Raw genomic sequence first — 13,097 nt, 5'->3', positions numbered from 1 at the left:
AGGAAAGCCGGATCGATCTTGACGTTTCATGGCACCGCCCGTACACGCGGCCTCTGGATCCGACGTGGCGAGCCCCTTCATCTAGAGTGACGTATCCTTTGAGCGAAGTATCCTAATGGCACTTCGAAGCCAGAGGTAGTGAGGGTGCGCCATGACCGCTCGTGCTACGAGGAAATGTGAGCGTGGTGCAGTTACTATAAGTTGCGCTAACCCCAGGCTAAAGCCTGGGGTTATACACTATTCATTGTAAACTTGCGTGCATAGACCAGGTCTAAAGGCCAGGATTATTCAAATTGCATTTGACCAGGTTGCTGACCCTGATTTGCGTACTACATTAGGCGAACCGACGGCAATTTGTCTTAAGCATCGGGGATCACCGGCTCTACCAGCTTGGCCAGCTTTTCCAGCGATTCCTGCCAGCCCAAATAGCACATCTCTGCCGGTATTACGGCGGGAATTCCTTCTTGAACAATTTTTATTTCCGTGCCGGCAATAGTTTTCCGGAGCGACACCGAAGTGATCATTTCTCCCGGGAGGTTCGGATCGTCAAACTTATCGGTATACTTCAAAAATTCACCGGGCTTTACTTCCAGGTATGTGCCTCCGAAGGAGTGACTGTGGCCGGTTGAAAAGTTTTCGAATGACATCCGGAATGAACCGCCTTTCTCGGCACTCATTTGGTGGACTGTGCAAAGAAAGCCGTAGGGAGGCAACCACGACGCGATGGCCGAAGCTTGTGTAAAGGCGCGGAATACTTTTTCTGGTTCTGCTTTTAGTATTCTATGTAGGGAGACACTGTTGGACATGAGAGACTTATTTATTCTTTTTTTCCTACTCGTCAGGCTTTTCGGATGCGCCCGTTTTTTAAGTGGTGCTGCTCCACTGCATGTTGTGTTAACTTCAACAAAACAAAGGTGACAAAAAAAATGTTATCCACTGAGGTAGAAAACGACAGATTGAAGGGTGATCGCGACATCATGCTTTCTTTAAAATCACATGGGTTGCCCGCTCGCCATACACGGCTTTTGTTTCCGTGAATCCCAGCCGCGGCAAGTCAATTCCCGCAAAGAAGTGTTCTCCGGCGCCGAGAAATACAGGCGCAAAAGCAAGATGCATTTCATCGATATAACCGGCTTGCAAGAATTGATGAATGGTTGATGTTCCTCCACCGATGCGTATATCTTTTCCGTTGGCGGATTTCATGGCTGCTTCAAGCGCGGATTCGATACCGCCGGTAACAAAGTGAAATACCGTTCCTCCCTCCATGTGGATGGATGGTCTGGCATGATTTGTTAAAACATATACCGGAACATGATAGGGAGGATTTTTGCCCCACCAACCTTTCCATTCATCATCCTGCCAGGGTCCGCGAATGGGCCCGAACATGTTGCGTCCCATGATCCACGCACCGAGGTTGTCAAATGATCTTTCCGCAAAGTCATTATCCACTCCTTTCGTTCCTTCTTCTTCTCCATACATTTTCTGAAACATCCGGGTTGGGAAGATCCACTCATGAAGTTCTTCGCCTCTCCTACCTAAAGGGTTCTCCTTGCTTTGATCAAGTCCAGCTCCATAACCATCCAGTGAAACTGAAAATGCTGTTACTTTAACTTTGCTCATATTGATATTATTTAAAGTGATTGTTTTTGTTATCACAAATGTCTGCAGACGGCGCGTGACATGATGGCTATAATTGCGACATCGTAGAGGTGGTATGCGTCAAAAGGATGGCATTAATATGCCGACCCTCCGCCAAAGCGAAGTCTCCCGCCTCGGGGACTTCGCTTTCTCACAGCCGGACAACACACTCCCCAAACACAGCATAACTCCAAGGCAACACACTCGACCGCCACCTGTCACCATCCACCAAGGGGAACACCCGGGCCAGGGATCGCAGTGGAAAGCCCACAGCGACGGGCCGGGCGGTGCGCGGGGCGAGGACTTGGAACGGAGAGCCCGGTGCCCCCGCCTCGGGGGCAGGCCCCCATGCTATACATTTGATTCTTAATATCTTCCAACGGAGGGCACACGGCCTGGCGGTGGCTGCGTTTTGGGCTTTTTAAAAATGTATACCTTTACCTTTCCAAAAGAGGAAACTCATGAAGATCTATCACGGTATCGATGATTTTGTGCGGCTGAACTATGCGGTGGTGACCAGCGGGACGTTCGACGGCGTGCACGTGGGCCATCAGAAGATCTTGTCGCGGCTGCGCGAAACAGCAGGGAAAAACGGGGGCGAAACGGTGGTGATCACCTTCTGGCCCCACCCACGGTTGGTGTTGCACCCGGAACATACGTCGCTGAAATTGTTGAACACCTTCGAGGAAAAGGCAGCCCTGTTGAAGGCCCAGGGGATCCATCACCTGGTTCGGATACCGTTCACGAAAGAGTTTTCGCAGTTGTCGTCGGAGGAGTTTATTACCCAAATTATTGTGAACACGATCGGCACCCGGAAGCTGGTGATCGGCCACGACCATCACTTTGGAAAGAACCGCGAAGGCAGCTTCGAGCAACTGCTGGCCGACGGTCCGAAGTATGGCTTTGCCGTGGAAGAGATCCCGCGGCAGGACATCGATCATGTGGGGGTGAGCTCGACCAAGATCCGGCAAGCGCTGGAGGATGGCGACATCGACACGGCTACCCACTTCCTGGGCAACTTCTACAGCCTGACCGGTCGCGTGGTGATGGGCGACAAACTGGGTCGCTTGCTGGGCTACCCCACGGCCAACATTGAAGTGGACACCGCCTACAAACTGATCCCCGCCGATGGCATCTACGCCGTGACGGTGGACCATGCCAACAAACGCTACAAGGGCATGCTCTACATCGGCAACCGACCGACCGTGAACGGTGTGAAACGCAACATCGAAGTGAATATCTTCGACTTTGCCCAGGACATTTACGGCGAATCGCTCACCGTCCACTTTCACAAGCTGATCCGCGGCGACATCAAGTTCAACGACCTGGAAGCCTTGAAGGAACAGCTCCACTTAGATAAGATCGCGGCAATGAAGATATTAGGCTAGCATGAAGACCCCGACCCCACTCTGGACACCCTCTCAAACGGCTATCGACCAAGCCAACCTGACGGCCTTCATGCGCTGGCTGGGAAGCAAGAAGCACATGCAGGTGAACAACTACAGCCAACTGTGGGAATGGTCCACAACAGAGCCCGATCAATTCTGGGACCACGTGTGGCAATACTTCGACATCCTCCACGACGGCTCCTACAAGACCGTTACCAACGGCCAGCCTATGCCCCACACGCAGTGGTTTGAAGGCACGCGGTTGAACTATGCGGAACATATCTTTCGCAAGGCCACGACGAAGCAGCCGGCCATTGTGTTTAAAGGCGAAACGGGCGATGTGCGGGAAGTGTCGTGGGAAGAGTTGAAGGGACAGGTGGCGGCCTTGCAGCATTACCTGGCGAGCCGTGGGGTGAAGGCAGGCGATCGTGTGGCGGCCTATATGCCTTGCATCCCTGAAGCTTCGGCCGCTTTTCTGGCCGCGAGTGGATTGGGAGCTACCTGGTCCAGTTGCTCGCCCGACTTTGGCACACCGGCGGTGATCGACCGCTTTGCACAGATCGAACCCAAGGTGCTGATTGCCGTGGACCACTATCGCTACGGTGGTAAGGTGTTTGACAAGACCACAACCATACAAGAATTGCTGCAGGCATTGCCCACGGTGGAGACCGTGATCGTGCTGGCGGAAAATAACACCGCGTTCATCCATCCCAAAGTAACGATCGTGCATTGGGAAGAGGTGACGCGCAACAAGGCGTTGCCCCTTATCTTTCAACGGGTGCCTTTTGGCCATCCGTTGTGGGTGCTCTATTCTTCGGGGACCACTGGTTTGCCAAAAGCCATCGTACACTCGCAAGGCGGCATCCTCCTGGAACAATTGAAGTACGGTACGTTTCACAACGACTTCCGCGCGGGCGACCGCTGCTTCTGGTATACCACCACGGGCTGGATGATGTGGAATTACATTCACGGCAGCCTGCTGGCCGGGGGCGTGATGGTGCTTTATGACGGCAGCCCCGCATTCCCTGATTTGAACGCCTTGTGGCAGTTTTCGGAGGAGGTGGGCATTCATCACTTCGGCACAAGCGCGGGCTATCTATTGGCCAACATGAAAGCCGGCATTGCTCCCGCGCGTGACTTTGATCTCTCGCAGCTGCGCTCGATCAGTTCTACCGGAAGCACGTTGCCACCGGAAGGATTTACGTGGGTATATAAAGAAGTGAAACCGGAGATCTGGTTGGTGTCTATGAGCGGGGGCACGGATGTGTGCAGCGCTTTTGTAGGGGGCAACCCGATATGGCCGGTCTATGCCGGGGAGATTCAGTGCAGGGCCCTGGGTTGTGCGTTGGAAACTTTTGACGAGAACGGGGAAGCGATCAAGGACGAAGTTGGCGAAATGGTGATCACCCAAGCCATGCCTTCGATGCCGATCTATTTTTGGAACGACTCCGCCTTCAAGCGCTATACGGAAAGCTATTTCGAGACCTTCCCCGGCGTGTGGCGGCATGGTGACTGGGCGCGGATCACACCGCGCCAGGGTGTGGTGATCTATGGCCGGTCGGACGCCACCCTCAACCGCGGCGGCGTGCGCATTGGAACGAGCGAGATCTACCGGGCAGTCGACAAAGTGAAAGAAGTAAAGGACAGTCTGATCATTTGCCTGGAAAAAGAGGGCGGACAATTTTGGATGCCCTTGTTCGTGGTGATGCAAGACGGCGCGTCGTTGAACGATGCCATTAAGACAAAGATCAACACTACCTTGCGCAACGACTACAGCCCCCGGCATGTGCCGGATGAGATCATCGCTGTGCCGGACATTCCTTATACACTCAGCGGCAAGAAAACAGAGACCCCGGTGAAGAAGGTCTTGATGGGAAAGGCCGTGAAGGAGGTGGTGAATGCCGGTGCGCTGAAGAATCCGGAAGCCATCGCGTTTTTTACCAGGTTTGTGAAGTGATTCGCTTTGGTGGCCGCAGCCCCTACGCGTGGGCTAATGGTCGGGCTTTTTACGCATTTCAGCTTCCGTTATTCTGAAAAACTCGGTCAGCGCGTACATATGGTTCGCCATGCTGTCAAAATGAACCGGAAGATGACCGTGCTCGTGCAAGATGTAGAGGTGATACACCTCTAAAAGGGTGTTCCGGTATTCCTCGGCGGTCGACGAGTTCAATAGTTGATCCAATTGCTCTACAATCTCCATCGTCAATCGCGAAGATTTTGGTAATATCACAGTGGTGTGGTCATGCTCATTCGTGGTCGGCATATAGGCTTAATCTAAATCATTGTTGCTTCTTCCTGTAGAACCTCCTTCGGCTTTTTTGAGCGTGCAGCCTTTTTAAAGGGCTGCCTGTTCTTGTTGCTTTTCCTGAGGTAGGAGATTTTCTGAGGCACTCGTGTCTGTTCATCGTTTCTCCGGTCGAAGAATGAGGCCACATCCACCATCAAAATTCCAAGTTGCCCGTTCTTCCATATCATTACCAGACCTATTTCGCGTACGTATGGCGGTAGGGGTTCATTCACGATCGATAGAATGTCGTCTCCATCGCTGCCCAGCAGGTTGCGCAGCTCTATCCGAATGTCGTTCCTGACTTGCCCCAATTCGGACTCCAATTTCAGGATGTCGTCTTCATTCAAAATAATAGCTGTCGACAACTCATCACCTCTATCGCTACCGACGTAACGGGAAACGCTTAGGTTGAATTGATTATTCCGGATCTGAGCCTGCGACGACACATAGGCATATTTTGCAACGCTCTCCCGCTTGCGGTAGATGGAAACGATCCGGTCAATGTCTTCGTCACTCCATCTCATAGCTTTCCTGCCGATGGTTTGTTTCTTGCTCGCATCGATGAACACGACGCTTTTTGTTTTACGCGCTTTATTGAAAATTATAATAGCGGCGGGAACTCCCATGCCATAGACCTGATGCTGCGGCAAAGCAATCACGGCATCGATGAGGTTCTCTTCGATTAGCGATCGCCGGATCACCCCTTCCCGCTGGCCTCTGAACAGCACGCCTTGCGGAACAACAAGCCCCGCTCTTCCCCCCGGCCCAAGCGTCTCGACAGCATGCAGAATGTATGCAAAATCTCCCCTGCCCTTTGGCGGACAGCCCCTCAAAAACCGCTGATAGGGATCGCGTCTCGCCTCTTCAGCCGTCGGCCCTTCCGCCTCCATGGGTGGCGCCCCGACAACGATGTCAAAACGCATCAACCCACCATGCTCAAGGTGAAGGGGGTTATTAAAAATATCCCCCACTCCCAGGTGCACATCATCCCAATGGTGAAGAAGAAAATTGAGCTTCGCTGTGGTCCAGGCCTCCCGGTTATTGTCCTGGCCGTAGAGTGAAACATTCCTTGAACGCATTCCATTGGGGCCGCGCACGTGTTTGGCTGTTTCGATCAACGTCGATCCTGTGCCCATAAACGGATCACAGATCTGCATGCCTTCCTGCGGGTCCAACAACCTGGCCAGCAACATCGAAACCTTGCGCTGCGTGTAGTGCTCGCCAACTGTAGGCAACCCGTTAAAAAAACTTTCCAGAAGACACGAAACGGCCTCCCCAAGGCGAAAATCATCGCTCAGATCGAGCATTGGGTTGGCAATATCGGCGATCAGCGTTTTCAACTTCCGGTTTCGCTGTCCCAATGCCGGCGCATTAAAATTGATCTCCTTGAAAACCTCATCCAACACGCCACGGCTCCCGCTCACCATGTCAGAAAATGCGTTGTCGATCCTTGCCACAAATCCGGGATGATTTCGGTGATCAAACAAGTGCTCGATCCTATTCTCCCACAACAGCGGAAACCGGAGACGTTTCATTCGTTGATCGATCGCTGCATCATCGTCGCCAAGTTTTTCGCGAAGCATCTTGTGCGTCTTATTCCAACGATCACTGGCGTGCTTTAGCAGCAACACGGCCATAACCTGGTGAAGTTGCTCGCGCGAATGGGCGTGGCCGAAAAATGATTTCCCCGCGAGGGTCACCAACCTGTTGATACGTTCCTGAGCCATTTCTTCCATTGTCTTTCCTTATTTTGTTTCAACAATTTTCATCAGTGCCTGGGTAACGACGCGATGCTTCTTCTGCATGATTCGCTTCAAAAGAAGTTCTTCTTTTTTCACCAATTTATCGATGCTCACAATTTTGCGCTGAATATCTTCCGAAGGGATGATCACCGTGACCCGCTCCAGGGTTGTCTTTGCGACGTTAGGCATATAAGCCCCCGAAGCATTGTTCAAAAAAAATCGCTGGACGGTAGATTGGTTAAGATACCAAGCCAGGTACGCCGGCACAATTTTTTCAGGATCGGGTCGCAATACAAAAAATGCAGACGAAGCGATTGCTTTCGGGAGGTTCAGTTCAAACACAATGGCATAGTTATGCGCACCTTTCGCAATGAAAAGAATATCGCCCGGTTGAAGAAAGGAATTGGGACTGATCTTTCGGGAAAGCACAGGGGTGAGCGTGTCGGTCTTGATGGCCGTGTAGCGATTGGAAAGATCTTTCATTTGGATGACCCGCAGGTCGCCACCCGGCTCGGCCGTCACCCTTTTCCGAAAAGAGTATCCCGAGAAAATATTGAAGACCACGGTTTTGATGTTCTTTTTCGTGACCATAACGGTGAAGCTATGGTACAAAGGAAATTTAATTCGAAAGGGTTATGCAAATTTTTTTTCCTGCATAATCGATAAGATGTAATTCAGGCTTCATTTGCAGATTCAAACACCATGGCATCAAGCGCCTGGCTATCAAAATACTATTCAAAAACCCGCAGCCCGATCTTTTTTCATTTCCGACTATTTTTTCGCCCACTTTTAAAGTATCGCACAACAAAAAAGGCAGGACTAATGTCCTGCCTTTTCAAAATGGAGAAGCAATGCTATTGTATTACGACTTTAACGCTGATGGGTCCCAGGCTTCCGCGAACCGTCAGTATATACACGCCAGGTGACAGGACTGTGGTATCCACAGCATAGATCAACTCGCCTGTATTCTCCGTCGCCAACGCCTTGGACAACATCGTTTGTCCTTTGGCGTCTCTCATATCCAGGGCAATCTGTTCGCCCGAGCCATAACCGCGGAGATTAACATTGAGCGGTACGTTTTGCGCCGGGTTGGGGAAAACGATCAACGTCTGTGTTTCTGTGCCGCCGGTATTATTGACCGCCACCATACCCATATCGGTTACGCGTCCTTCAAAGTCGGTCTGACGCAGACGATAGTACGACACGCCTGTATAAGGTGTTTTGTCGATCGTAGAATAAACCGAAGGCAGGTTGGTAGTGCCCGCACCTTGGATGCGAGCGACCTCGGCAAATTTTTTCGTGTCCTTGGTTTTGTCGATGGTGAAGTAGTCGTTGTCGAGCTCGGAAGCCGTGTTCCAATCCAACAACACCTGGGTTCCATCCAGCTTGGCTGTGAACGCGAGCAGCTCTACGGGCAAGGGATTGTTGCCGTTTCCGGAGCCCAAGGTAAAGGGACTGAACGATGTCACAATCGCTGAGCTTCTCACCGTGCCGGTGGCGGGCGATACGTTGCCCGTGGTTCCGCCGTTGCCGTGATCCTTCCAGGTGGTGCCATTCCAGCGGGCCACACGAATACTGGTCAAGTCATTAACCCATCCGGAAAAGTCATCCCAACTGAGCCAAACAAAGGCTTGAGGGCCCACTATCGTGGGGGCCAGGATCCAGTATTCGCTGGTTTGCATACGGATCAGGGTAGCATCTTTGCTGGCGAGGCTGTAGCTGGCGTCGGGGTTGCTGTGGAAATACTCTGCCTGGAATGTCGGGCTGGCCGTCGTTATCCCCGTGATGGCAATGGGACGATATTCGCCATCCTTACCCACCGGGAACGTAAAGTCTGTATTACCAACTTTTTGCATCGGCCCGTCAACATAGCTGTCGTTGGAGGGCGTGGTAACGGACGAGCCGGCAGCCATGACGAGCATGTTTGCGCTGGAGCTGATCAGGTTACCTCCTGTAAACGTTAATATACCGCTCAGGTTAAGACCTTTTGCCAGTGTAACGCCTGTAGGGCCGGAGTTGTTAAGTTCCAGGTTCGTTAACGAAGTAGCCTGAGTTCCGCCAATGTTTTGATCATTAACACTGGAGAAGAGCACGCTGGTTGTAGTGGCTTCGGTGAACGTCGCACCGGTGTTATAAGTCCAGTCGCCGTCGTTTATTTCGAACACAAAAGTTCCAGTTGTTGAAAGTTTTCCGGCCAACATGGCAAATGATCCCACGGTCACGTTCGCTCCCAGGGTTGACGTGTTTGAGCTGGGACTGTTGAATGTAAACGTGTTGCCTACAACAAGATCGACCACCACGCTCATCTTGGCGGTTCCACCAAGGGTCACACTCAAGTTGTTCACGACGTTACCTCCTGAAGGAAAATCAAAGGTAGCTGAGCTGCTTCCGGCAAACGAAAGGTTGTAGTAATCTACCGCCAGCGCGCTATAGGTTCCGGTGCCGGCTTGGTTGAACGTGATCGTGCCGCCGTCGAGGTTATAGCCGCCGGTCATTTCAGGATAGGTTCCGGTATTGGTTCTGCCGATGAGAAGTTGAGACGTTCCCGTCATGTTTAAATCCCCGCCGCCACCGAGTGTGAACGTGCTCGCATCCAGAATGGCAGCATCTTGGATCGTCAGTGAGTTGTCAACTGTCAAATTTCCGGTGAGGGACTTTGTGCCTGCGTTGGATATTTGAAGATCATAGTACGTGGTGTTGGGCGCTTTGACGGTTTGGGCACCACTTCCATTGTAGTTTACCAAGTTGGGAATCGCATCGGTGTTGAGCACGCCGGTTGCGAGCACGGCACCGGTGACGTTATAAACGGAGCCGGCGTCGTTAACCCATGTGGATGAAGCGGCGGCGCCTGTTAGGTTTCCGGAATGGGTAACGGTACCCGAATTGGTTAATACAACTCCAGAAGACAAGTTGATGTTGGGTTGAATTGTCAAACTGCTTCCCGACAGAATGCTCTTAGAGGTAGTGAAATTTATATTAGCCGAAGATGTCCCCGTGATACTTCCCGCAGAACCGGAAATGGTGGCGTTGGCCCCTGACAGGGTCAGCGTACTCGAGCCAATACCCAGTGTTCCATCGATGGTAATCTCATCGCCAGCAACGGATAAGGCACTGGTTGTATTAAAAGTAGTACCGGCATCAATTTCAAGGTCACCGGTAACGTTTATGGCCACAGTTGATGTAGATGTACCCGTTCCGGAAAATGTAAGATCTCTTTTGATTGTCCAGGCAGTAGTTCCTCCCGCTCCAAATTTGCCGCTACCTTCCGTGGACATGTCGTAGTTAGCAGTCAAGGAGCCGGATGAGGAGTTCAGTGTCCCTCCGGATTTGATAAACACAAAATCGACTGTCTGAGCACCGGTTGTAATCGTCACCACTGTTCCGGAGGTGATGTACACAATTGACGACGATGAAGGAACACAAGTGCAACTCGGGCCACCGTTAGTCAGTGACCATGTCGAGGTGCCTGTCCACGTGCCGGTTATTCTGGAGTAATAAGACGCTACCATGGGCGTCGCACTGGCGTTTTTTGTACCCAGAACGAACGTATGGTTGAAATCACCTGCGGCCAATCCAGACCGGGCTACCACAGGTGAAGCTGGCGTGCCTGTTGAGGTAACGTGTGTACCGACGCCATACGGGGGGCCATCCTGTGTCTCCAGTTTCAAATCAGAAACTACGCCCTGACTCGAGAGTGAACCCATGGTCACACTTAGCGTGTATGTTCCTCCTACAAGTCCCGAAGTAGAGATCAAATCGTTCATGTCGGTAACCCGCTGGATCGCCGTACCCTCATTGTCATTATAGCTAACATCTACAGTGGTTAAAGCATCGTTGTGTTCAACAATCACATATCCGCCGGTTGTAGCGTTGGCTGTTGAGGTCACCTGAACCGGTCGATAGCTCACTGAGCTTCCAACCGGGAACAAACCATACAACGATCCTGCCGTCGGGCTGATGGCCGTAGCGGCAGGGAAATATCTCTTGAAGAAGCCACCATAGCAAATTCCCGCAGTGCGGGAAAGCGCCGCACCACTTCCATTACCCAATTGAAGGGTTTGACCATTCAGATTGATATTACCTGACGTCATGTTGAGGGTATTGGAAACCGTAGCATTCGTTGAAGCCGCCAGGGTCAAAGGCCCAGTGGTGTTTGTCTTAAGGGTGTAAAAGATCTGACCCGCAGTGTTGGTTATGGTCTGCGTCCCTGTGCCACCAAAGGTCGTGATCACGTTGCCTGTCACCGTGTTTCCTGTATTCGTCCAGTTACCCTTAACCGTAATGTCCCCGGCAAGTGTAGTGGTACCACCACCGCTGAAGGCAATGTGATAATACGTACTGGAGCCTGTGTTAAGGGCTCTTGCCGTCTGGGCACCCGATCCACTGAAGGTGATCGTTCCCCCGGTGATCGTGTAGGTTCCGGTAAGTTCAGGCAGCGTCACTCCCGTCTTTGCCATGCGAAGATCCCCCCCGCTCGCAGTCAGTTTGGCCGAGCCAGCAGTTTGCGTGAGCGTATTGGTTTGCATGTCGAAAATACCGGAGGTCATCGTCAACGTGCGGCCGTTGGTGATACTGATATTCCCGGTGGCCGTAACCTTACCGCTAGCGAATGTGTTATTGATGGTGAGGTCGTAGAATGTTTCGGCTGTAACGGTTTGGTTGTTCGCGCTGCCGTTGAAAGTTACTTTTCTAGTACCCTCGGTAAACGAGCCGTTATTGGTCCAATTGCCGGCAATACTAATGTCCCTTCCGTTGGAGTTCAAGGTAGCACCGGCGTTAATGGTGAGGTTGCCCCGAATGGTTGTGGCGGCGCTGCAGTTGGAAGTTGCCCCGCTGATGATCAAATGATAAAAACTTCCTGCGCCACCCATTGTTCTGGAGCCTGAAGTGGGTTTGAATTCAACTGTGTTGCCTGTGTTGGCAGCATTGAGCGTGGTTCCGCCAAAATTAGCGCCCCGACTGTACAGCAAATAGGATGTTGTTGTATTATTCAGGAAGATTCCGTTGCCGGAAAAGTTCGAAGGTGTGATGATGGAAATTTTGCCGTTGTTGGTTGCGGTTTTTCCATTGATACGAAAGGTGCCATCATCGTCGAAGGTGAGGTCGGTACCTGCGAGAATGGTTACGTTACTTTGGAGGCGGATATCGCTGCTGCCATTGTCGACACTGTAAACCCCGGTTCCGCTAAGCGTAGATCCTGCCGTATTTCCCATCCGGAGATCGCCCTGACCGTTGCCGTCCACGAGGCCATCCAGCACTAATGAATTCATGTAAATATGACCGTTGCCCGTCCGGGTTAGAATACCCGTAGCCTGGATGGTCACGTTGGCCACGGTCGTGCTCGTATTAGAAGACGCAGTCACCGTGCGCCCCGCGCAGATCACCACATTGGAGGTCGATCCCGGTACGGTGGTTGCAGCTGCACCGGAACAAGACACGGTGGACCATGTTGACGGGGTAGCCCAGTTACCGTTCTGGCGAGCGTAATAAGTGGTTTGTGCGAAAGTCAGGGAGCCGATGAGGCAAAAAGCAGCTAAAAAAATGGCGCGAAGCGTAGCCGTCCCTTGTTTTGATAAAGTAACCATAAAAAACTTTCTATAGACGTTATTGTTTACGAAGATAAAGATAAGAATTATAACGATGGCAGGAGAATGTCGAGGGTATGCTTTTTCCCGATTATGAAGTTATTCTATTCACTGCACATCGCCCCGTCCATTAACAAGCCTCACCTGATTAATAACCCACACCTGTGTTAAGTAACACCCCAAAACTAGCCATTTTGCAGTTTCTCCCAGGTACGCGATTGAAACATTACATGGCTCATGTAACATTCGGTCCGGATTTGTCGAAGAAATTCAGGTCCATTATCCTGTGACCCTGCCACTCTTCCAGCAACGGGTAATTTCAGCTACCAGCGGCGGGGTAAGGCCAAGGTTGCTACTGCTTGGAACGTGGGCATGTTTATTCTCTTTGAAGGAAAGCTGCCGAACAGGTGCATTTTACTCAGGTTAAAAAATCCTTTGATGGCTTTTTGGCTACCTG

General features: G+C 51.7%; 8 protein-coding genes. 2 read left to right on the top strand and 6 right to left on the bottom strand.

Going from position 1 to position 13,097, the window contains the following annotated elements; translation table 11 throughout:
• Positions 1–359: 359 nt before the first annotated feature.
• Positions 360–806 carry an SRPBCC family protein gene (locus D4L85_RS23240; protein ID WP_119756558.1) on the bottom strand — a complete coding sequence of 149 codons (447 nt, stop codon included), beginning with the start codon at positions 804–806 and terminating at the stop codon, positions 360–362.
• A gap of 169 nt (positions 807–975) precedes the next feature.
• The gene (locus tag D4L85_RS23235) at positions 976–1,620 is read right to left on the bottom strand and encodes a dihydrofolate reductase family protein (protein ID WP_119756557.1); all 645 of its coding nucleotides are present in this window, start codon (positions 1,618–1,620) and stop codon (positions 976–978) included.
• Positions 1,621–2,099: 479 nt separating this feature from the next.
• Here D4L85_RS23235 and D4L85_RS23230 point away from each other — a divergent pair, with 479 nt between their 5' ends.
• Complete coding sequence (locus D4L85_RS23230; RefSeq protein WP_119756556.1) at positions 2,100–3,026, top strand: bifunctional riboflavin kinase/FAD synthetase; 927 nt, start codon at positions 2,100–2,102, stop codon at positions 3,024–3,026.
• A 1-nt stretch (position 3,027) separates the two neighbouring features.
• Positions 3,028–4,983 carry an acetoacetate--CoA ligase gene (locus D4L85_RS23225; RefSeq protein ID WP_119756555.1) on the top strand — a complete coding sequence of 652 codons (1,956 nt, stop codon included), beginning with the start codon at positions 3,028–3,030 and terminating at the stop codon, positions 4,981–4,983.
• Between the two features lie 33 nt (positions 4,984–5,016).
• On the opposite strand, the gene D4L85_RS23220 is transcribed toward D4L85_RS23225, so the two are convergent.
• The 4 genes from D4L85_RS23220 to D4L85_RS23205 form a co-directional block, all read right to left on the bottom strand.
• Positions 5,017–5,226 carry a hypothetical protein gene (locus tag D4L85_RS23220; protein WP_160143939.1) on the bottom strand — a complete coding sequence of 70 codons (210 nt, stop codon included), beginning with the start codon at positions 5,224–5,226 and terminating at the stop codon, positions 5,017–5,019.
• 74 nt (positions 5,227–5,300) lie between these two features.
• Positions 5,301–7,049, bottom strand: coding sequence for an N-6 DNA methylase (locus D4L85_RS23215; RefSeq protein ID WP_119756553.1), 1,749 nt, complete (start codon positions 7,047–7,049; stop codon positions 5,301–5,303).
• Positions 7,050–7,058: 9 nt separating this feature from the next.
• Positions 7,059–7,646 (bottom strand): restriction endonuclease subunit S, encoded by a 588-nt coding sequence (locus D4L85_RS23210; protein ID WP_119756552.1) that lies wholly within the window; start codon positions 7,644–7,646, stop codon positions 7,059–7,061.
• Between the two features lie 263 nt (positions 7,647–7,909).
• Positions 7,910–12,640 carry a T9SS type A sorting domain-containing protein gene (locus tag D4L85_RS23205; RefSeq protein ID WP_119756551.1) on the bottom strand — a complete coding sequence of 1,577 codons (4,731 nt, stop codon included), beginning with the start codon at positions 12,638–12,640 and terminating at the stop codon, positions 7,910–7,912.
• Positions 12,641–13,097: the final 457 nt, after the last annotated feature.

Source organism: Chryseolinea soli (genome assembly GCF_003589925.1).
Classification (GTDB): domain Bacteria; phylum Bacteroidota; class Bacteroidia; order Cytophagales; family Cyclobacteriaceae; genus Chryseolinea; species Chryseolinea soli.
Note: the sequence above shows the minus strand (reverse complement) of the source record. Positions and strands in the feature narration are given on the sequence as shown.

Excerpts from the sequence above, each read along its gene's own strand:
- D4L85_RS23220 (WP_160143939.1), bottom strand. The coding sequence starts at position 5,226 with ATGGAGATTGTAGAGCAATTGGATCAACTATTGAACTCGTCGACCGCC.
- D4L85_RS23235 (WP_119756557.1), bottom strand. The coding sequence starts at position 1,620 with ATGAGCAAAGTTAAAGTAACAGCATTTTCAGTTTCACTGGATGGTTAT.
- D4L85_RS23205 (WP_119756551.1), bottom strand. The coding sequence starts at position 12,640 with ATGGTTACTTTATCAAAACAAGGGACGGCTACGCTTCGCGCCATTTTT.
- D4L85_RS23225 (WP_119756555.1), top strand. The coding sequence starts at position 3,028 with ATGAAGACCCCGACCCCACTCTGGACACCCTCTCAAACGGCTATCGAC.
- D4L85_RS23210 (WP_119756552.1), bottom strand. The coding sequence starts at position 7,646 with ATGGTCACGAAAAAGAACATCAAAACCGTGGTCTTCAATATTTTCTCG.
- D4L85_RS23215 (WP_119756553.1), bottom strand. The coding sequence starts at position 7,049 with ATGGAAGAAATGGCTCAGGAACGTATCAACAGGTTGGTGACCCTCGCG.
- D4L85_RS23230 (WP_119756556.1), top strand. The coding sequence starts at position 2,100 with ATGAAGATCTATCACGGTATCGATGATTTTGTGCGGCTGAACTATGCG.
- D4L85_RS23240 (WP_119756558.1), bottom strand. The coding sequence starts at position 806 with ATGTCCAACAGTGTCTCCCTACATAGAATACTAAAAGCAGAACCAGAA.